General features: G+C 57.2%; 19 protein-coding genes and 3 tRNA genes. 9 read left to right on the top strand and 13 right to left on the bottom strand.

Annotated elements, in window-relative coordinates; all coding sequences use genetic code 11:
* Positions 1–20: 20 nt before the first annotated feature.
* The 12 genes from AAAV44_RS04850 to AAAV44_RS04795 form a co-directional block, all read right to left on the bottom strand.
* Positions 21–410: a hypothetical protein gene (locus tag AAAV44_RS04850; protein WP_349114817.1), complete on the bottom strand. Its 390-nt coding sequence runs from the start codon at positions 408–410 to the stop codon at positions 21–23.
* Complete coding sequence (locus AAAV44_RS04845; RefSeq protein WP_346979423.1) at positions 411–911, bottom strand: bifunctional nuclease family protein; 501 nt, start codon at positions 909–911, stop codon at positions 411–413.
* Positions 912–1,069: 158 nt separating this feature from the next.
* Positions 1,070–1,146, bottom strand: a tRNA-Ile gene (locus AAAV44_RS04840).
* Positions 1,147–1,150: 4 nt separating this feature from the next.
* Positions 1,151–1,226: transfer RNA gene (locus AAAV44_RS04835), tRNA-Ala, on the bottom strand.
* 67 nt (positions 1,227–1,293) lie between these two features.
* Positions 1,294–1,370 (bottom strand) — tRNA-Ile (locus AAAV44_RS04830).
* A 126-nt stretch (positions 1,371–1,496) separates the two neighbouring features.
* Complete coding sequence (gyrA, locus tag AAAV44_RS04825) at positions 1,497–4,205, bottom strand: DNA gyrase subunit A (protein WP_349114895.1); 2,709 nt, start codon at positions 4,203–4,205, stop codon at positions 1,497–1,499.
* Between the two features lie 41 nt (positions 4,206–4,246).
* Positions 4,247–6,277, bottom strand: a complete 2,031-nt coding sequence (gyrB, locus tag AAAV44_RS04820) for a DNA topoisomerase (ATP-hydrolyzing) subunit B (protein ID WP_349114816.1) — start codon at positions 6,275–6,277, stop codon at positions 4,247–4,249.
* Positions 6,278–6,382: 105 nt separating this feature from the next.
* The gene (locus AAAV44_RS04815) at positions 6,383–6,946 is read right to left on the bottom strand and encodes a DciA family protein (protein ID WP_346963405.1); all 564 of its coding nucleotides are present in this window, start codon (positions 6,944–6,946) and stop codon (positions 6,383–6,385) included.
* Entirely contained in the window at positions 6,933–8,039 is a 1,107-nt protein-coding gene (recF, locus tag AAAV44_RS04810) for a DNA replication and repair protein RecF (protein ID WP_349114815.1), read from the bottom strand. Before recF ends, AAAV44_RS04815 begins: the two co-directional genes overlap by 14 nt.
* Positions 8,040–8,048: 9 nt before the next feature.
* Entirely contained in the window at positions 8,049–9,152 is a 1,104-nt protein-coding gene (gene dnaN / locus AAAV44_RS04805; RefSeq protein WP_006236186.1) for a DNA polymerase III subunit beta, read from the bottom strand.
* Positions 9,153–9,390: 238 nt separating this feature from the next.
* A complete protein-coding gene (locus AAAV44_RS04800; protein ID WP_349114813.1) occupies positions 9,391–11,115 on the bottom strand; it encodes a DnaA/Hda family protein in 1,725 nt (574 codons plus the stop codon).
* A gap of 15 nt (positions 11,116–11,130) precedes the next feature.
* Positions 11,131–12,483 (bottom strand): ATP-binding protein, encoded by a 1,353-nt coding sequence (locus AAAV44_RS04795; protein ID WP_349114812.1) that lies wholly within the window; start codon positions 12,481–12,483, stop codon positions 11,131–11,133.
* Positions 12,484–12,828: 345 nt separating this feature from the next.
* Here AAAV44_RS04795 and rpmH point away from each other — a divergent pair, with 345 nt between their 5' ends.
* The 9 genes from rpmH (at position 12,829) to AAAV44_RS04750 (ending at position 17,868) form a co-directional block, all read left to right on the top strand.
* On the top strand, positions 12,829–12,963 hold the full coding sequence (gene rpmH / locus AAAV44_RS04790) for a 50S ribosomal protein L34 (protein WP_019127408.1): 135 nt from the start codon (positions 12,829–12,831) through the stop codon (positions 12,961–12,963).
* Between the two features lie 20 nt (positions 12,964–12,983).
* Complete coding sequence (rnpA, locus tag AAAV44_RS04785) at positions 12,984–13,322, top strand: ribonuclease P protein component (RefSeq protein WP_006236191.1); 339 nt, start codon at positions 12,984–12,986, stop codon at positions 13,320–13,322.
* Entirely contained in the window at positions 13,319–13,543 is a 225-nt protein-coding gene (gene yidD / locus AAAV44_RS04780) for a membrane protein insertion efficiency factor YidD (protein ID WP_349114811.1), read from the top strand. The genes rnpA and yidD overlap by 4 nt, the downstream gene beginning before the upstream one ends.
* A 29-nt stretch (positions 13,544–13,572) precedes the next feature.
* Positions 13,573–14,343, top strand: coding sequence for a YidC/Oxa1 family membrane protein insertase (locus AAAV44_RS04775; RefSeq protein WP_006236192.1), 771 nt, complete (start codon positions 13,573–13,575; stop codon positions 14,341–14,343).
* Between the two features lie 44 nt (positions 14,344–14,387).
* Positions 14,388–14,957, top strand: coding sequence for a R3H domain-containing nucleic acid-binding protein (locus AAAV44_RS04770; protein WP_349114809.1), 570 nt, complete (start codon positions 14,388–14,390; stop codon positions 14,955–14,957).
* Positions 14,958–15,053: 96 nt separating this feature from the next.
* Complete coding sequence (gene rsmG / locus AAAV44_RS04765) at positions 15,054–15,791, top strand: 16S rRNA (guanine(527)-N(7))-methyltransferase RsmG (protein ID WP_349114807.1); 738 nt, start codon at positions 15,054–15,056, stop codon at positions 15,789–15,791.
* Positions 15,792–15,925: 134 nt separating this feature from the next.
* Positions 15,926–16,726: a ParA family protein gene (locus AAAV44_RS04760; RefSeq protein ID WP_022093800.1), complete on the top strand. Its 801-nt coding sequence runs from the start codon at positions 15,926–15,928 to the stop codon at positions 16,724–16,726.
* Positions 16,719–17,624, top strand: a complete 906-nt coding sequence (locus AAAV44_RS04755; protein ID WP_349114805.1) for a ParB/RepB/Spo0J family partition protein — start codon at positions 16,719–16,721, stop codon at positions 17,622–17,624. The genes AAAV44_RS04760 and AAAV44_RS04755 overlap by 8 nt, the downstream gene beginning before the upstream one ends.
* Positions 17,614–17,868, top strand: coding sequence for a hypothetical protein (locus tag AAAV44_RS04750; protein WP_349114804.1), 255 nt, complete (start codon positions 17,614–17,616; stop codon positions 17,866–17,868). The genes AAAV44_RS04755 and AAAV44_RS04750 overlap by 11 nt, the downstream gene beginning before the upstream one ends.
* A 198-nt stretch (positions 17,869–18,066) precedes the next feature.
* Here the strand turns inward: AAAV44_RS04750 and rlmN are convergent, their stop codons facing one another.
* Complete coding sequence (gene rlmN, locus AAAV44_RS04745) at positions 18,067–19,119, bottom strand: 23S rRNA (adenine(2503)-C(2))-methyltransferase RlmN (RefSeq protein WP_349114803.1); 1,053 nt, start codon at positions 19,117–19,119, stop codon at positions 18,067–18,069.
* Positions 19,120–19,147: the final 28 nt, after the last annotated feature.

Here is a 19,147-nt window from a genome sequence, read left to right as displayed (position 1 = left end):
TCCCATCGAGTCTGGCGTCGTTACAGTTCTTGTGCCTCGGCGGCGATCCTGGCGGCAGCGTCGCGGGCGCGCATCATGTCCGCTGCGCGCTTGTCGAGCACCTTGATCTGACTGGTCAGCATTACCGCATCGACCACACCCCAGATCACAAGGCCCGTAGAGATCGAAAACCCAAGCGCATCAACTGTACCACGAAGGCGCGAGCAGATTGCCGCGACAAGGACGGAGACGACAACCATCTTGATAAACGAGCCGCGGCGCTCGCGAAGCGTGCGGGCCTGCGTCACATAGGCAATGCGAGCCGCCTCAGAAGCCTCCGAGCGCATCTGGGCCTCGCGGGCGATCGCAGCCGCCTCAGCCGACATACCGCCAGCCATCAGCGAACGCTCCGCAGCCTGGGCGCCCAGCATTTAGAAGTCATCGGGGGAGAGCGTATGGACGAACTCGTCGAACTTCTCGAACTCTTGCTCGTCGTCGACTTCCTCGGCATGGGCAGAAACGGTGCCCAGGCGATTCATGATGTCGTCTTCAACGAACATGGGGGCATTACTGCGTACGGCGAGGGCGATGGCGTCGCTCGGACGCGCATCGATCTTATGCTCGTTGCCATCGGCCAACACGACAACCGTCGCGTAAAACACGGGCGGCTCGGCGCGAACGATTTCGATGCGTTCGAGCTTGGCACCCAGGGCACCAACAGTATCGAGCAACAGGTCATGGGTAATCGGGCGCTCGGCGCGACCGCTATCGATGCCGCGGCTAATGGCAGCAGCTTCAAACGAACCAGTCTGAATGGAAAGGGAACGCAGTGGCGCAGGCGAGTCCGATTTGCTGCAGCGCTCGCGAAGCACGATAAGCGATGGCACGGGACCGGCGGCCATGACGATGGTCTCTATGTCGACACGAACCATGGAACACCTCCGGTACGTAGCGGTTAACACGCGGCAGTCCGCCGCATTGAATAGCTATACTACCCAAACTTTCGCACAGCACACAAAACCAAAATGAGATTTATCGCAGACAAGAAAAAAGCCCCGAGGCAATGCCCCAGGGCTCTTCACAGTTTTGATGGTGGACCTGACAAGATTCGAACTTGTGACCTCCCGGTTATCAGCCGGACGCTCTAACCAACTGAGCTACAGGTCCATCATGGTGGAGGTTAGGGGGATCGAACCCCTGACCTCAGGCTTGCAAAGCCCGCGCTCTCCCAGCTGAGCTAAACCCCCACGGAGACAGTAATAAACACCCCAGCGGCGACTCGGCTCTCGCTGGGGTGTTTATTGCGAAAGAAAGTGGTGGACCTGACAAGATTCGAACTTGTGACCTCCCGGTTATCAGCCGGACGCTCTAACCAACTGAGCTACAGGTCCATCGCGCAAGGGATATATTAGACGAGTCGTTACGCGCGCGTCAACAACTTTTTTTGAAAATCTATGGGGGTGTCGGCCCCGGCCGCCGATATATGGGGTCTGATATTTTCTACCAGTTAGGGCCTCTTACTCGTCGAGGAAATCTTCCGGCATGTCGTTGCCGTCGCCTAGATCGACAGGGGTTTCTTCGGGGGCGGAGCCGTTTTCTGTGGCTTCGCCTTCGGGCTTCTCTTTGGCGGCTGTCATGCGGGCTACGGCGCAGATGCGGTCGTTGTCGTCGACGGTCATCATCTTGACGCCCTGGGTAGCGCGGCCGGTCTGGCTGATCTCGTCGGTCTTGACGCGAATGACCGTCGCGCCCTCCGTCACGATGAATAGCTCGTGCTGCGGGCCCACCGTCTTCATGGCCGCGAGGTTACCCTTACGCTCGGTCATCTGGATGGTGTAGACACCCTGGCCGCCGCGATTCTGCTCCGGGTAGTCCGCGACCGGCGTGCGCTTGCCGTAGCCGCGCTCGGTGATGACGAACAGATCGCCGTTGCCGTTAGTGACTTCCATGCCCAGAACGCTCACGCCGTCCTTCATACCGATACCGCGAACGCCGCTGGTATCGCGGCCGGTAGCGCGTACCTGCTCCTCGGAGAACATGATCGCCTTGCCCGCGGTGGTGGCCAGGATAATCTTGTCGCCCTCGCGCACGCGGCGCACGTTCAGCAGCGCGTCGTCGTCACGCAGGTTGATGGCGATCAGGCCGTCGCGACGGCTGCGGTCATATGCGCTCATCACGGTCTTCTTGACCATGCCGCTCTTAGTGGCAAACATCAGGTACTCGTCGGCCGGGAACTCGCGGCAGCTGATGACGCTCGCGATCTTCTCGCCGTCCTCAAAGGGCAGCAGGTTGACGATCGCGGTACCGCGCGCCTGGCGCGTACCCACCGGCAGCTCGTGCACCTTCAGGCGATAGACCTTGCCCTTGCTCGAGAAGAACAGCACGTACTCGTGCGTGGACGCGATGAACATCTCGTCGATAACATCGTCCTCTTTGAGGTTGACGCCCGATACGCCCTTGCCGCCGCGCTTCTGGGCGCGGTAGGCAGCCGCCGGGATGCGCTTAACGTAGCCGGTGTGGGTGATGGTCACGACCATGTCCTCGTCGGCGATGAGGTCCTCGACATCCAGGTCCTTCTCAACCTGGCTGATCTCGGTGCGGCGCTTGTCGCCAAACTTCTTGGAGATCTCGCGCATCTCTTCCTTGATGACGCCCAGGATCTTCTCCTCATGCGCCAGCAGGTCCTCGTAGTAGGCGATGGCGCGGCGCAGGCCGTCCAACTCTTCTTGGATCTTGTCGCGCTCCAGGCCGGTCAGGCGGCGCAGCTTCATCTCGAGGATGGCCGTGGTCTGTTCGGGCGTAAAACCAAAGCGCTCGATCAGGCGGCTGCTGGCCTCGGAGTCGGTCTGCGAGGAGCGGATGATGCTAATGACCTCGTCGATATGGTCAAGGGCCATCAGGTAACCCTCGAGGATATGCGCGCGGGCCTGGGCCTTCTTAAGGTCGAAGCGGGTGCGGCGGGTAACTACGTCGACCTGGTGGTCGATGTAGTGCTGCAGCATCTCGCGCAGGCTCAGGCATTTGGGAACGCCGTTGACAAGCGCCAGGTTGTTGGCGCCAAAGGTCGTCTGCAGCGAGGTGTACTTATACAGGTTGTTGAGCACGACCTGCGGAATGACGCCCTTCTTGAGCTCGATGACCAGACGGATGCCCTTCTGGTTGGACTCATCGCGCATATCCGAGATGCCCTCGATGCGCTTGTCGTTGACGAGCTGGGCGATCTTCTCCTGCAGGGTGCCCTTGTTGACCATGTAGGGAATCTCGGTAAAGACCAGGCGGCTGCGGCCGGTCTTGGTGGACTCCACATGTGCCTTGGCACGCACGGTAATGGAGCCGCGGCCGGTCTCGTAGCTCTGCTTAATGCCGGCGCTGCCCATGATGATGGCGCCGGTGGGGAAGTCCGGACCGGGCATGATCTGCATGAGCTCGTCGACGGTGGCGTCGGGGTTGTCGATCAGGTAGCAGGTGGCCTCGATCGCCTCGGTGAGGTTATGCGGAGCGATGTTGGTGGCCATGCCGACGGCGATGCCTTGGCTGCCGTTGACCAGCAGGTTGGGGAAGCGCGCAGGCAGCGCCACGGGCTCGGCGAGCGATTCGTCGTAGTTGGGCTGCCAGTCGACGGTATCCTTCTGCAAGTCACGCAACAGTTCCATGGCGGGCTTTGCCAGGCGGCTCTCGGTGTAACGCATGGCAGCGGCGCCGTCGCCGTCGATGTTGCCGAAGTTGCCGTGACCGTCGATGAGCGGCGTGCGCATGGAGAACCACTGCGCCAGGCGGACCATGGCCTCATAGACCGCGAAGTCGCCATGCGGGTGGTACTTACCGATAACTTCGCCGACCGTCCAAGCTGACTTCTTGTGCGGGCGGTTGGGGTAGATGCCGCTCTCGTTCATCGCGTACAGGATGCGGCGGTGCACCGGCTTTAAGCCGTCACGCACGTCCGGCAGGGCGCGCGCTGTGATAACCGACATCGAATACTCAATGAACGACTGCTTCATCTCGCGACCGAACTCCGAAATCTGGAGCTGGCCGCCGTTGATATCCTCGCCGGCCGAGGCGCCACGGTCGACTTCGCCAAAGCTCTCCTCGAGCTCGGCGTCGTCTTCTTCCTCATCATCATCGGCATCGGGGTTATAGGCGTCCGGGTCACCGTCCTCGCCCTGCTCAGCACGGGCAAGCAGGCGCTTCAGATCATCGGGCATACCGGCATCGCCGGCCTCGTCCATACCCCCGTTATTGTTGATATCGTCTGCCACGTTACCTCCTCTTAAGCATCAAGGAAACGCGCGTCATGCGCATGTTTTTCAATGTACTCGCGGCGATAGCCGACCTCGGAACCCATCAGCTCGCGCACGGCGCGGTCCGCCACCACGGCGTCCTCGATCGACACACGCTGCAGGATGCGGGTCTTGGGGTCCATCGTCGTCGAGGCGAGCTGCTTGGGGTCCATCTCGCCCAGGCCCTTGTAGCGCTGGACGGTATAGCCCTTGCGCTTTTTGGTGATCTTGCCGTCCTTGGCCTTGCCGTCCTCGTCGTTATCGTCGGGGTTCAAACCCAGGCTCTGAATGGTGTCGCGCAGGATCTCGTCTTCGGGCTGGCGGCCGTTGGGATACACGTAGTGGATCTTGTTGCGTACCTTAATGCCAAAGATGGGCGGGCAGGCAACATAGACGTAGCCGGCATCGATCAGCGGACGCATGTACTTGTAGAAGAACGTCAGCAGCAGGATGCGGATATGCGCACCGTCGACGTCTGCATCGGTCATGATGATGATCTTGTGGTAGCGCGCCTTGGTGATATCAAAGTCGCCGCCGTCGCCGGCACTCGTCGTAACGCCGCAGCCGATCGCGGTAATCAGCGACTGGATGGTGTCACTCGAGAACGCGCGATGGTCACCAACGCGTTCGACGTTCAAAATCTTGCCGCGCAGGGGCAGAATCGCCTGGATGTCTCGGCGACGGCCGTCCTTGGCCGAACCGCCTGCCGAGTCGCCCTCTACGATGAAGAGCTCGGTCAGCTCGGCATCTCGCACCGAGCAGTCGGCGAGCTTGCCGGGCAGGGAAGCCGTCTCGAGCAGGCTTTTGCGGCGGGTCGCCTCGCGCGCCTTGCGGGCGGCATTGCGCGCCTTGCAAGCCTGTTGCGCCTTCTTGACGATCTCGCGAGCGGGCTTAGGGTGCTCCTCGAGGTAATCGGCAAGGCCGTCGGTCACGATCTTGAGCGTCAGCGCGCGCATATAGGAGCTGCCGAGCTTTGCCTTGGTCTGGCCCTCAAACTGAGGATCGGGCAGCTTGACCGAGATAACGGCCGAAAGGCCCTCGCGCACATCGTCGCCGGTCAGGTTGGCGTCTTTTTCCTTGAGCAGGTTCTGTTTGCGCGCGTAGTCGTTGATCACGCGGGTGAGCGCGGTGCGGAAGCCCTCAAGGTGCATGCCGCCCTCGGGGGTGTAGATGTCATTGGCAAACGACATGACGTTCTCGCCGTAACCGCTATTCCACTGCAGGGAAACCTCGACCTCGCCCATCTTGGCCACAGGTGCGTCCGGGTCCGATTTGCCCTCGATGTAGATGGGCTCCTTAAAGGCCTCGGGAACGTCCTTGCCCTCGTTGAGGAACTTGACGAAGTCGATGATGCCGCCCGCGTAGCAAAACTCCTCCACGTGGGGAGTAGACTCGCGCTCGTCAGTCAGCACGATTTTGAGGTTCTTATTGAGGAACGCCGTCTCCTGCAGACGGTTGTGCAGCGTATCGAAATCGTAAATGCAGGTCTCGAAGATCTCGTCGTCGGGCCAGAAGGTGACGGTGGTGCCCGTCGAATCCGAGGTGTCCACGACCTCCATCTTCTTGACGGTCTTGCCGCGCGAGAACTCCATCTCGTAGGTGTTGCCGTCGCGACGAACCTGAACGACCACGCGCTTGGACAGTGCGTTGACGACGGAGATGCCAACGCCGTGCAGGCCGCCCGAGACCTTATAGGCCGAGTTATCGAACTTACCGCCGGCGTGCAGAATCGTCATGACGACCTCGAGCGTCGGGATCTTTTTAACAGGGTGCTCGTCGACGGGGATGCCACGCCCGTTGTCGACGACCGTGATGGAGTTGTCGGCGTGGACCGTCACCTGGATCTCGGTGCAGAAACCGGCCATGGCCTCGTCGACGGAGTTGTCAACGATCTCCCACACCAGGTGATGCAGACCGCTGGCGCTCGTCGAGCCGATATACATGCCCGGGCGCTTACGAACGGCCTCGAGACCTTCGAGAATCTTAATCTCGCCGCCATCGTAATCGTTTTCGTTTGCCACACGTCCTCCTTCAGTCAAGAAAATGTGTACAACCTTATTAGTTTATCGTAAAAAGATACCCTCGGGAACGAGGGTATTTGGCTCTACAAGGCCACCAGATGCGATTTAAGGCTCTTTTTTGCTTTGCACGCCCTTGGCCCACTCGGCACTGGCTCTCATGGCGTTCTCGAGGGCCTCGCGCAGTTTTTGGTCTTCGATGGGCGCCACCTGGCGCTCAATCTCGGTGCGCTCGGCCTCACTTAGGTCGGCGTGCGGGGCCGGCGGGCGCTCGGTCGTCGCCGGGCGCAGGCGCTCCTTAGCGGCGGGCGGCGTATGACCGGGCGCGGTGGTTTTGAACACCAGGCCGTCCACATGCGCACCGGCGCGCTCCATGCGCGCGCGGATGATCTCGCGCAACAGCGTCATTTCCTGCGTCCACGAGGGCGAATCGAGATATACCAGCAGCTCATTGGACTCGGGCAGGTAGCGCAGACCCGTCACATGCCGCCCCTCGCGCGTGCCCGAGCACACCGCGTTCCACGCGCGATAGACCGCGCGCGACTCCTCGGCAGCCTCCATCTGCGCACGGCGCTCAGGCGTTGCAGCCGCCAGGATGCGCTGGCGCTCTGCGTTCAAAAACCCACTGAAGGCGACCGTCTCGCTCTCGCGCTCGTAATTAGCACGTCTCACCCATGCTCACCACCTTGGCTCGATCAAGCAGGTCATCGGTAAAGTATCCCAGGTTGGTCGTGGTTATGACCGTTTGGATATCATCGCCGATCAGCCGCAGAAAAGCACCGCGGCGCTCGCCGTCGAGCTCGCTCATCACGTCGTCCAGAAGCAACAGCGGAGCAGTACCCAGAACATCGCGAGCCACGGCCACCTCGGCCACCTTCCAGGACAGTACCAACGTTCGCTGCTGTCCTTGGCTGGCAAATGAACGAGCGGAGCGACCCGCCACGGTAAATTCAATCTCGTCGCGATGCGGTCCCACCAACGTCACGCCGCGGCGAATTTCCTCGTCGGCGTTCTCATCAAGGGCGGCCAGCATGCGCTCGTACGCCCAGCCCTTCAGCTCTTCGCGATCCCCGACCTGGGGCAACTCCCCCAGCGTGGACGTATAGGTCACGTTGGCAGCCTCACCGGACGCCACTTGCCCGTAGGCAGTACGCACATGGCCCGCCAGCCGGTCGAGCAGGGCCAACCGGTGCACGAGCAGAGCCGCGCCCGCGCGGGCAATCGAATCGTTCCACGCGCCGAGCATCTCGCGGCAGCACCAGGCCTCCTTGAGCAAGGCGTTACGCTGGGTCACGCAGCGACCATAGGTGCTCGCAAGATCGGCATAGCGTGCGCTCAGTTGCATGCCAAAGTCGTCGAGGGCGGCGCGGCGCACACTGGCGCCTCGCTTAACCATGTCCAGATGGTCGGGGCAAAACAGCACGCTCGGCAGAACCCCGCGCACACCGGCGGCAGAGCATCTCTTGCCGTTGCGGCTAAACGAGCGTTTACCGTCCTCCGCGCTCAATCCCATATCAAGCACGCGGCCGTCGCCCTCGAGCCTCAGCTCGACCTTGCACGAGCCCACGCCGTCATGGACGAGCTCGGCTGCGGTCGGATGCCTAAACGAGGCGCCGCTCGTCAGCAGCTGCAGCGCCTCTATGAGATTGGTCTTTCCCGCCGCGTTGGGTCCCGCAAGTATCGTCACGCCCTCGTCCAGGGCAAGACGATAGTTATCGAAGCTGCGGTAGTGCGCGACGGAAAGATCGCGGGCGAACATGGTCATGGCGAAGCGCTAAATGCGGACCGGCATGACCAGGTACAGGTAGTTGATCTTGTCGTAGGACTTGAAGATGCCCGCCTGCGAGTAGCTCTTGAGCTCCAGCGTGATCTCCTTCTCCTTGGACAGGGCATTGAGGCAGCCGAAGATGTAGTGGTAGTTGAAGGCGATGGTACCCGACTCGCCCTCGGCCTCGACATCGATCGTCTCCTGCGCAAGGTCCTGGTCATTGGAAATGGAGGACAGGCCCATCTGCCCGTTCTCGACATCGATCTCGAACTTGACGGCGGGGTTGGCGCTCGCGATAACGGCCACGCGCTTGAGGGCGGCGTTAAAGGCGGCGACGTCGATCTTGACGCTCGTCACGCACGAATCGGGGATGAGCTGCTTGTAGTTGGGGTACACGCCCTCGATGCGGCGCGACACGTAGGTGGTGTTGCCGGCCTCGAAGACGACCTGGGTGTCGGTAGCCCCGATCATGATGGTCGCCTGGCTGGCCATGATGTTCAGCGCGTCGTTAAAGGCGTCGGCCGGAACGTTGAGTTCAAAGGAGCCCTCGAGGGTTGAGGTCTCGACCTGCGTATCGCACACGGCCAAGCGGAAGGAATCGGTCGCCACCAGGCGCACGGTGTTGTTCTCGACCTTCATGTGCACGCCACCCAGGATGGGGCGGGCCTTGTCGGTCGAGGTGACGCGCCACACGCGGCCGACCATCTCGGACAAGATATCGGTCGGCAGTTCCACGGCACTCTCGATGGCATAGGCCGGAAACTCGGGGAAGTCATTGGCATCGAGCGTGTTCAGGCGGAAAGAGCTCTTCTCGCAACTGATCAGCACCTGGCGCTCGGACAGCTCAAAGGTGACTGGGGCATCGGGGAGGGTTTTGGTGATATTGGAGAGCATCTTACAGGGTATAACCATCTCGCCCTCTTCTTCGACATGCGCCGCGATGCGATGACGGATCGAGATGGTGTAGTTAGAGGTTTGGAATTCCAAGATGCCGTCTTGCGCCTTGACGAGCACGCCCGACAGGATGGGAAGGGTGGATGCCGAAGCGACACCCTTCATAACGACGCCGATGGCTTGTGTAAGCGAGCTCTGGCTGACGGTGAACTTCATCTTTTAATACCTTTCTATAGATATAAATATTTTAATAATAGTAATAGCACTGACGAAACTGTTGATTACTCCCAAAGACGCAGGTCAGACCCAGAAAGAGAATCGACAGCAGCCTGTGTGCAACAGGGGTGGTTTTCCACGTTCAAAACCTGCGCAAAACTTTTCATCACCGCGGGTTGGGTTTTAGACACCTTATGCCCGTGGTTTCGACAAGTTTTCAACAGGTGTCTCTATTTCCCTACGAGCGCAGTGTAATTTTATCGCGCAACGATTTGAGATCTTCGGTGACGGTGCGGTCTTCCTGGATCATCTTCTGGACCTTTTTGTAGCTCGTGCTGACGGTCGAGTGGTTGCGGTTGCCAAATTCGGCGCCCACCGCCGTGGTCGTCATTTCGCACATCTCGATGGCCAGGTAGATAGCGATATGGCGTGCTTTGGCGATATTGGCGTTGCGACGCGGGCCGATGAGCTCCTCGTGTGTCACGCCGTACTGCTCTTCGATGACGGACTGAACCGTCTGGACGTTGATCTTTTTGGCCGATGTGTCGAAGTACTGGCTGGCGATGGCGTCGATATCGTCAAAGGTGAGCTCCCCGCCCTCGCGCTCACGGTCGCCCGCCTCGCCGGCGCAGCGCTCGCAAAAGCTCTCGAGTTCGCGGATGTTGGTGCCCGAGACCTCGGCCATGTGTTTAAAGTGCTCGTCGGTCAGGTGTCCGCCGTCGCCCCCATAGGCCGCCAGCAGTGAGTCGTCGCCCGCCTCGGGAGCGGCGACGATGGTGTTCTCGTAATAGCGCTGCAAGATCTTGTATTTCATCTCGTAGCTGGGCTCTGCGACCAGGCAGAGCATTCCGGCGTTGAAGCGGCTGGTCAGACGCTCGTCCATGCTCAGGTCCTTGGGGGCGCGGTCTGCCGCGATGACGACCTTCTTGTTGTTGCGGATGAACTCGTCCATGAGCTGGAAAAAGTAGTCCACACTCGCGCGCTTGCCGATGATGTTTTGGATGTCATCGATGATGAGCACGTCCACGCCGTGGTACGCCTGCATGATGGGGGCGTTGCTCTTCTTTTGACGGTCGAACTCGGTCATCAGGTCGTCCAGATATGCCTGGGAGTTGGCATACTTGACCTTGATCTCGGGCGACTTCTCGGCGAGCTCGTTTTTGATGGCGAGCAGCAGATGGGTCTTGCCCAGCCCCGATTTGCCATAGATGAACAGGGATGTGCATGTGCCGCGCTCGTCCGCGAGGGCGGCAAACTTGAGTGCCGAGCGATAGGCATGGCTGTTCTCGGGGCCGTAGACAAAGTTCTCAAAGGTAAATTTTGAGTTCGCGGCGAGCGGGGCTCCATCCGTATTCTGCTCGGCCGGCACGGTCGGTGCTGGCATGGGTGAAGCGGGGGCCGCAGCTTGCGTGGATTTAGTCGGCGCTCCGCCCTTCATCTGGTTCATCATGCGACGAAAATCGTCGGCCGAGAGCGTGTTCTTGATTGCAATGCCCGAATCCGCGCCCGCCGCTGCGTCGTGAGCGATGGGCATGTGCGTGACGGGTGCGTTCGTTGACGTCGCCGCCGCGCTCGTCAACGGTGCCATTGTTTCACGGGAAACATCGCTGTGCTGGTGCTCGATTGTCGGCACGTCGCTTGCGGAGGCTGGTACCGTCGGGGAAGCAGCGGGAGCCGTGGCGGGCGCCGTCGCGGCAGCGGATTCCGTCGCGGCGCCTTGCGGCGCCACGATGTCGAGCGCAATCGGTGCAAAGGCGATTTCTTCCAGATAAGCCTCAATAGTCGGCTGATGCTTTTTGAGCTGCGCGATGGCAAAGCGCGAGGGGGCCTCGATTGTGAGCGTATCTTCGGTCAGGCTTATGGCGCGCGATTGCCCCAGCATGTTGATGAGGCGTGCATCTTGGCCGTCGCGCTGGCAAAAGGCGATGGCATCCCCCAGGATGATGCTTGCTTCCTCGTCCACTGTCTCTCCCGTTCTTTAGCTCTGAGCTCGCACGCGAGCGGCGCCGAGTTCGGTCAGATGGTATTTCTGGCCATGCTTGATGACCAAGCCGGCCTGCGCCAAGTCATTGAGCGTGCGTGACCAAGTGGGGGCCGAGTTTCCAAACGCCCTCGCAAGATCGGTTGCGCCGCACGCTTGATTTTGCGCCAGATAGCCCAGCGCGGCGTTGCCGCGATCGCTTACGAACACGTCCGGTTGTGGCTGTGCATACTGATTTACTGCATTAGGATACATCATTTGAGCTGCTGGTTGTTGAGAACTCTGCGTCGGCGGCATTTGCTGTTGAAAACTTTGAGGCCACTGTTGGTAAGGCTGCGGAGGCATCTGTTGGGCCCAGGGGTTGTACTGCTGCTGCGGCATCTGCTGGTACGGCTGCTGATATCCCTGCTGGTACTGCTGCGGGAACTGCTGGCCATACCCCAGTGGCGGCATCTGCTGATATGGATATCCCTGTTGGTACGGCTGATAGCCCATTTGCTGGCCACCCGGCGCCCCCGTCGCCTGCTGCATTGCTGCTGCATCCTGATCAGCCAGTGGCATGGCCTCTGGCATGTTTGGCGGCATCGACATAGATGCCGCCTGGGGTTCTTGTGTGGGAAGCATTCCGGGCTGCTGCATCTGTCCCACGGGGGGCTGCATCTGCTGCGTTGCCACGGGCTGCTGCGCAAAAGCTCCCGGCAGGGGATATGTGGGCTGCTCCGTCTCGGGCCGCACGGCAGCGCCGCGTCCGCCGGCACGCTCGATTTCCTGCACGCGTTTAGGGTTCAGGCTTACCGTAACCACGGTGCCGTTGCCCATGTTGTCCTCGATGGATACGGCACCGCCGGCGTTTTCCAAATACTCCTGCACCATGGGAAACCCTGCTCCGGTTCCACGGATATAGCGCTTCATCTTGCTGTTTGCGCTGGTAACGCCAAAGTCGAAAGCGCGTTCCTTGTCGTCGATGCCGGGTCCTTGGTCAGCAAAGCGGATGGTGTCTCCGCCGTCCAGAATCGAGATGATGGGCTCGGCAAAGTGTGCGTGGATAAAGTTTTCGACAATCTCGCGGATGACCATGAGCGAGATATGGCCACCTTGTTCTTTCATGCACTGGTAGACGGTGTTGGTCGTCTCTTCCAAATACGTGCGGACATCTTGCGGATCAATGACGATCACCCGCGGTGTCGACAGCATGTCGTCATAGACGGCGATGCGCGCGGCGTACATGGCTTTTGGCGCCTGCGTGGTCGTCTGCTCGCCTTCCGCACGCTCTTCGCGCACGCCGGTGATGTGCTCGTTGTCGGGTGCCGGGTCTCCGGAATCGACCATGGTGTAAAAGTCGTCAGACATGCCGCTCGCAATCTTTCAAAAGGTTTCGAACAAATAGTAGCTCACCGTGCAACGTTTCTCATCTTTCGACAACTTTTCAAAACCTGTTGAAAACTTTGGAAAACGGGCGAAAAGTTCTCAACATTGCCAACATGACCTGTTGAAAACTCGATGAAATATCGTGAAAGGTTGCCATGAGGCGCAAATTTCGGTTGCGCTTATGGGGGAACCGTGTGAACTGCGCAACCTTTTACCTTTGATTTCTTGACATTTGAACATTGATTTCCCTACAATCTTCAAGCTCACGTGTCTATATCTGCGTCCGCGTCCCCGCGGACACTCGAAATGCAGCAGGAGGAACTTAAGATGAAGCGTACGTATCAGCCTAATAAGCGTAAGCGTGCCAAGACCCATGGCTTCCGTGCCCGTATGGCCACTAAGGGTGGTCGTGCCGTGCTCGCCCGTCGTCGCGCCAAGGGCCGCAAGCGTCTCACTGTCTAGCAGCGATACACACATCTCGCATGAAGACTATTAAGTCTCGGCAAGATTTCGAGCATGTGTTCAGTCAGGGGCGTCGTTTCAATCACCCTCTGATTCGAATGACCATATGTGAATCGGTTGGCGAAGGCGACTCCGGAAGGGTCGCCTTCGTTGGTGCTAAGCGACTCGGTTGTGCCGTCGTGCGCAACCGATCTAAGCGTGTGATGCGCGAGGCCGCCCGCAGCTGCGGATTTCCCGTTGCGGGTTATGACATCATCTTGTTTGCAACTCCCAAGACGAGGGTTTCCTCGCCGCAGGAGATGGACAAGGCGTTGCGTTCGCTTATGAAGCGCGCCGGCGTTGCCGGGGAGGAGCGATGAGCAATCACGTTTTGCGACGTGTTGCCATCGCTCCTATTCGCATATATCAACAGGTTATTTCGCCCTTATTGCCTGACGCCTGCATTTATTACCCAACGTGCTCGCAATACGCCATCCAGGCGATTGAGAAGCACGGTGTTTTGAGAGGCTGCTGGCTTGCCGTGAGGCGCATCGCTCGCTGCAATTCCCTGCACGTCGGCGGTTATGACCCTGTGCCCTAGCGGGCACTCGCTATCGGAGGAAAACTTACATGTGGGATTGGATCGTTAACATCCTTTTCGAGCTGCTCAAGCTCATCCAGACCTTTGCGGTCGACTGGGGCCTGTCCATCATCATTCTGGTGGTCATCATCCGTCTGCTGCTGACGCCGCTTATGCTCAAGTCGACCAAGTCGACGGCTCGCATGCAGGTGCTGCAGCCCAAGATGCTCGAGATCCAGGAGCGCTATGCCGACGATCCCCAGCGTCAGGCCGAGGAGATGCAGAAGTTCTACAGCGAGAACAAGTTCAACCCCATGGCTGGCTGTCTGCCGCTGCTGATTCAGATGCCTATCCTGTTCGCCCTGTTTACATTGCTGCGCAACCTGCCGCAGTACTTTAACGACGGCACGTTCTCGTTCTTCAACATCCTGCCCGACCTGACCACCACGCCGAGCGCTTCCTTTGCCGATGGCTTTATGGTTGCACTGCCTGCGCTGGTTTGCCTGATCCTGTTCGCCGTCCTGACCCTGATTCCGCAGCTCTATATGTCGCGCAACCAGACCGGCCAGCAGGCTCAGAGCATGCGTATGATGGCCGTTGTCATGACGGTCATGATGCTTTGGATGGGCTGGAGCCTTCCCGTTGGTGTTCTGCTGTACTACGACGTCTCGTCTGCTTGGCAGGTTATCCAGCAGATTTTTGTGACGCAGAAGGTCATCGACAAGGCGAAGGCCGATGAGGAGGAGCGTCTTAAGAACGCTCCGCTGCAGGTTGAGGTCACTCGTCGCGAGAAGAAGCCGCGCCCGCACAAGAAGAAGTAGTGGGATATCAATCTTATTTAGGTACCTAACTTTTGGAGTACGTTATGTCTGAAGAGATCATCGAGGATATGCTTGAGGAGGTTGCCCCGCAGGTCGCGGGCGATTATCCCGAGATTGCACAGCGCTACAAGGCTGGTGAAGAGCTGACCGATGAGGAGCTCGACACCATTGCCGATGTCGCGATTTCCATCCTGCGTTCCATCCTTTCGCACTTCGATGCCGCCAACTCTCCTATCGATGAGTATGAGGGCGACGAGGGTGAGCTGATTCTGGATGTAACGGCTCCCGACCTTGCTGTTCTCATCGGCCGTCATGGTCGCACTCTTGATGCCCTTCAGGTTATGTTCTCTTTGCTGGTGAGCCGCAAGCTTGGCTTTAGGTATCCGGTTGTAGTGGACGTCGAGGGATACAAGAGCCGCCGTCAGGACAAGGTTGCCTCCATGGCTCAGTCTGCTGCCGAGCGTGCCATTCGCACTCATAAAAGTGTTTCGCTTCCGCCCATGAATGCCTACGAGCGTCGACTGGTTCACATTACACTTCGTGGCAATGATGCCGTCGATACTCATTCTGAGGGTTCTGACCCTGATCGCCATGTGGTGATTGTTGCTCGATAATCTACTCGAGCTTATGCTAAGGGGACGTGGTTTCCACGTCCCCTTTTTTTGTCAAAAGTTCTCGATACACTGATTTTTGTCAGAAAGGAGCTTTCGTTGTTAGTACTTACTGATCAGCAGGCTGACGAGATGTTGAGTCGTCTAACTTCCTATTGCAAAGAGTATTCTTTGAGCGTAACTGATGTTGAACTGAGGAAATGTATTAAGCATTTGGATTTGGTTCTGGAAACAAATAAGACAACCAATCTCACCCGTATTCTTAACGTAGAAGATGCTGCAGTACTTCATATCCTCGACTCACTTGTTTTGCTCCCCTATATCAATAAGGCTCCTGAGGGAGCTTTGCTCGATATGGGAACAGGTGCGGGCTTCCCTGGTATCCCGTTAACCATAACCACGCATCGTAAAGCTACTTATATTGACTCTGTTGGCAAGAAGGTTGATGCTGTTAATTCCTTTGTTCATGCTCTTGGATTGAAACATGCTCATGCGGTTCATGATCGTCTTGAAGAATATGCTCGAAGCCATAAGAAGCAGTTCTCTGTTGTAACCGCCCGCGCACTGGCCCCTCTACCGATTCTTGTTGAGTATGCGGCTCCGTACCTCAAGGATGGAGGGCTATTTGTTATCACCAAGGGCAATCCATCTGATGAGGAGCTTGCTTCCGGCATGTCAGCAGCTAAGATCTGCGGCTTTACTTCGCTTCTGAGTGACGCAATCGATTTGCCTGAGGGCTTGGGCCACAGGGAGTTTATTGTTCTTAAGAAGAGTCATCCAGCATCCGTTTCATTGCCTCGTGCAAATGGCATGGCAAAGAAGAATCCGCTTGCCTAGATGTTTCACGTGAAACATAATGGATACTAACAACTTGCAGTGTTTCACGTGAAACATGGCAGTTGATATTGAATCGGAATGTTTCACGTGAAACATCCTCCGTTTGACAGCTTTAATACACACCAGGAGGGACCGTGGGATTTCGCGACGTTAAGCGTTCTAAGAGCGCAAAAGACACGCGTATCATTGCAATTATCAATCAAAAGGGCGGCGTTGGTAAGTCAACGACGGCTGTAAACCTAGCAGCAGCACTGGGTGAGCAGGGTCGTAAGACGCTAATTGTCGATTTTGATCCGCAGGGAAACAGCACCAGTGGATTCGGAATTGAAAAAGAAGACCTTGATCACTGCATCTATGATGCATTGCTGAATGATGTGCCGGCAGAATCGCTTGTCCTTGATACAAATTGCAAAAAGGTATTCGTAATTCCGGCTACAATTCAGCTTGCAGGCGCCGAAATTGAGCTCGTTAGCGCAATTGCTCGTGAAACCCGCCTCAAAGATTTGCTTGAGCCGATTCAGGACGAGTTCGATTTTATTTTCATTGACTGTCCTCCTTCGCTCGGCCTGCTTACCATCAACGCCTTGACCGCAGCAGACAGCGTTTTGATTCCAATCCAGTGCGAGTATTACGCACTCGAGGGCGTTACGAAGCTGCTTGAGTCAATGAAGATGGTCAAATCACGTCTGAACAAGGGTTTAGACACCTATGGTGTGCTTATGACCATGTATGACTCGCGTACTTCTCTGTCGAATCAGGTTGTTGAGGAGGTTCAATCGTACTTTGGTGACAAGGCGTTTAAGACGCTGATCCCCCGTACAGTTAAAATCTCCGAAGCTCCGTCTTTTGGAGAGCCGGTAATTACCTATGCACCTCAAAATAAGGGTGCAAAAGCATATATGAACCTTGCAAAAGAGGTGATCAAGCGTGCCTAGTGTAAAGAAACGTGGCGGATTGGGACGTGGACTCAATGCTTTGGTCTCAGAGGCCGAGTATGAGACCGGTGGTTCGGCTGCATCGGCTTCAAATGCCGCATCTGAAACAAAGCTACCTATTGAGGATATCGTTCCCAACCCAAATCAGCCACGAATTCACTTTAACGAAACTGAACTTCGCGAGTTGAGCGAGTCAATCCAAGAACATGGCGTTTTGCAGCCGCTTTTGGTTCGCAAGCATGGAAACGGCTATGAGATCATCGCCGGTGAGCGTCGTTACCAGGCATCAAAGCTTGCTGGTCTTGAGGAACTACCTGTCATCATTAAAGATGTTAATGATGAAGAGATGCTGGCTCTTGCTCTCATCGAAAACCTTCAGCGTTCTGATCTGAATCCCGTCGAAGAGGCTAAGGGCTATCGCCAGCTCATCGACGCCAGCGGTATGACCCAGGAGGCATTGTCGAAGGCGGTAAGCAAGTCACGCTCTGCAATTACAAACTCGCTGCGCCTTCTTGATCTCCCCGAAGTAGTTCAGCAGATGATTTTTGAGGGTAAACTTACTGCCGGTCATGCACGTGCGATTCTTGCAGTTCCCTATGAGGATGCTCGAATTCGACTGGCGGAGAAGGTTGTTGCAGAGGGTCTTTCCGTCAGAGCGACAGAAAATCTTGCCCCGTTGTTTTCTGCCGGAGAGACACCTAAGACGCCGAGGCCCGCAACGCCTCAGTCTTTTAAAAAGGCTGCCCGTGTGCTTCGTCAGGTATTTAATACCAACGTGCGTGTGAAGAGCTCGCGTGGAAAGAACAAGATTGAGATTGAGTTTAAAGACGAGGAAGAGCTCTCTCGTATTCTTGGCGAAATGATTCAGTTTGATCAAGGAGACCAAGATGAGGAATAAGATTTTAACTGCGATTGCATTGGTGACAACCGTCGCGGCTGGTGCCTTTGCTGGCTATAAGATCGCGACAGACGATGAGCTTCGAGGTCGTTTGCTTCGTGGTGCGCAGGATATCGTCGATACTTCCAAGAAGAAGATGGATGTTATGACAGAAGATGTTGCTATGCGTACTGCTCAGGTAACGAAGAATCCAAAGATTAATCAAAGTTGGGTTAGCAACCAATGGGAAAATGTAGGCTATTAGGTACCTAACAATTACCCAGTATATTTTGAAGGGTCCTTGTCTGATTCACGAGACAAGGACCCCTTATTTTGACCGTAAAAATGTGACCAGAAGCAGCTGATTCAAAATTAAGGTCAATAAATGAAACGGCCACGGTTGCATATCCTGCAACCGTGGCCGTTCGATGTTTCACATGAAACGTTTTGGGGTGCGACTCCCCTATGCGTTCTTCTGAACTTTGAAGCGCTGCTTCAGTTGTCCGCAAGCGGCGTCAATATCGTTACCACGGGAGTTACGAATCGTGGTCTCGATGCCACGGGACTCAAGACGACACTGAAGATCCTCAACCTTATGAATCGGCGACGGCTTGAGCGGGCTGCCCTCGATGTCGTTAAGCTGAATCAGGTTAACGTGGCACAGCGTTCCCTCGCAGAAGTCGCAGAGCGCCTGCATCTCGGGATTCGTATCGTTAACGCCTTCGATCATGGCATACTCATAGGTCGGGCGGCGGCCAGTCTTCTCGGTGTAGAGCTGTAGCGCCTCGTGAAGGCGAAGCAGCGTGTACTTCTTAACACCGGGCATGAGCTTATTGCGCGTCGACTGAATGGCGGAATGCAGGGAAACGGCAAGCGTGAACTGCTCGGGGATATCGGCAAATTTGCGAATACCGGGAATAACGCCGCTGGTGGAGACGGTGAGATGACGAGCACCGATACCAATGCCATCGGGGTCGTTGAGGATTCGCAGCGCCTTGAGAACCTCATCGTAGTTGGCAAACGGCTCGCCCTGGCCCATGAAGACAACGCTCGTGGCACGCTCGCCAAAGTCGTTAGATACATGAAGCACCTGGTCGACGATCTCTTGAGCGGTCAGCGAGCGCTTGAGGCCGTTGAGACCGGTAGCACAAAAGGCGCAGCCCATGCCGCAGCCTGCCTGGGTGGAAACGCAGACGGAAAGCTTGTTACGACGTGGCATGCCGACAGTTTCGACGGAAATGCCGTCGTGGTACTCGAGCAGATACTTGCGAGAGCCATCTTTGGAAACCTGCTTGGCGAGTTCAGTCGGCGTGTCAAAGGCAAAAGCCTCTTTAAGCTGCTCGCGGAAAGCCTTGGGGAGGTTGGTCATATCGTCAAACGAACAAACGTTCTTCTCGAAGACCCATTCGATGAGCTGCTTCGCGCGAAACGCGGGCTGGCCAAGTTCGGCCACGAGCTCGCGAATATCGTTTTGGCTCAAGTCGCGAATGTCCTGAGATTTAGTCCTGGGATTCATGGAAGCCTTTCGATTTTGGGGAAACGTA

It is taken from the genome of Collinsella sp. CLA-AP-H1 (assembly GCF_040092945.1).
Taxonomy (GTDB): Bacteria; Actinomycetota; Coriobacteriia; order Coriobacteriales; family Coriobacteriaceae; genus Collinsella.
Note: the sequence above shows the minus strand (reverse complement) of the source record. Positions and strands in the feature narration are given on the sequence as shown.

Bases quoted from the DNA above. Each gene is read 5' to 3' on its own strand.
- rpmH (WP_019127408.1), top strand. From the start codon at position 12,829: ATGAAGCGTACGTATCAGCCTAATAAGCGTAAGCGTGCCAAGACCCAT.
- rlmN (WP_349114803.1), bottom strand. From the start codon at position 19,119: ATGAATCCCAGGACTAAATCTCAGGACATTCGCGACTTGAGCCAAAAC.
- dnaN (WP_006236186.1), bottom strand. From the start codon at position 9,152: ATGAAGTTCACCGTCAGCCAGAGCTCGCTTACACAAGCCATCGGCGTC.
- AAAV44_RS04850 (WP_349114817.1), bottom strand. From the start codon at position 410: ATGCTGGGCGCCCAGGCTGCGGAGCGTTCGCTGATGGCTGGCGGTATG.
- AAAV44_RS04795 (WP_349114812.1), bottom strand. From the start codon at position 12,483: ATGTCTGACGACTTTTACACCATGGTCGATTCCGGAGACCCGGCACCC.
- rnpA (WP_006236191.1), top strand. From the start codon at position 12,984: ATGAAGACTATTAAGTCTCGGCAAGATTTCGAGCATGTGTTCAGTCAG.
- yidD (WP_349114811.1), top strand. From the start codon at position 13,319: ATGAGCAATCACGTTTTGCGACGTGTTGCCATCGCTCCTATTCGCATA.
- recF (WP_349114815.1), bottom strand. From the start codon at position 8,039: ATGACCATGTTCGCCCGCGATCTTTCCGTCGCGCACTACCGCAGCTTC.
- AAAV44_RS04775 (WP_006236192.1), top strand. From the start codon at position 13,573: ATGTGGGATTGGATCGTTAACATCCTTTTCGAGCTGCTCAAGCTCATC.
- AAAV44_RS04770 (WP_349114809.1), top strand. From the start codon at position 14,388: ATGTCTGAAGAGATCATCGAGGATATGCTTGAGGAGGTTGCCCCGCAG.
- AAAV44_RS04845 (WP_346979423.1), bottom strand. From the start codon at position 911: ATGGTTCGTGTCGACATAGAGACCATCGTCATGGCCGCCGGTCCCGTG.
- gyrA (WP_349114895.1), bottom strand. From the start codon at position 4,205: ATGGACGAGGCCGGCGATGCCGGTATGCCCGATGATCTGAAGCGCCTG.
- AAAV44_RS04750 (WP_349114804.1), top strand. From the start codon at position 17,614: ATGAGGAATAAGATTTTAACTGCGATTGCATTGGTGACAACCGTCGCG.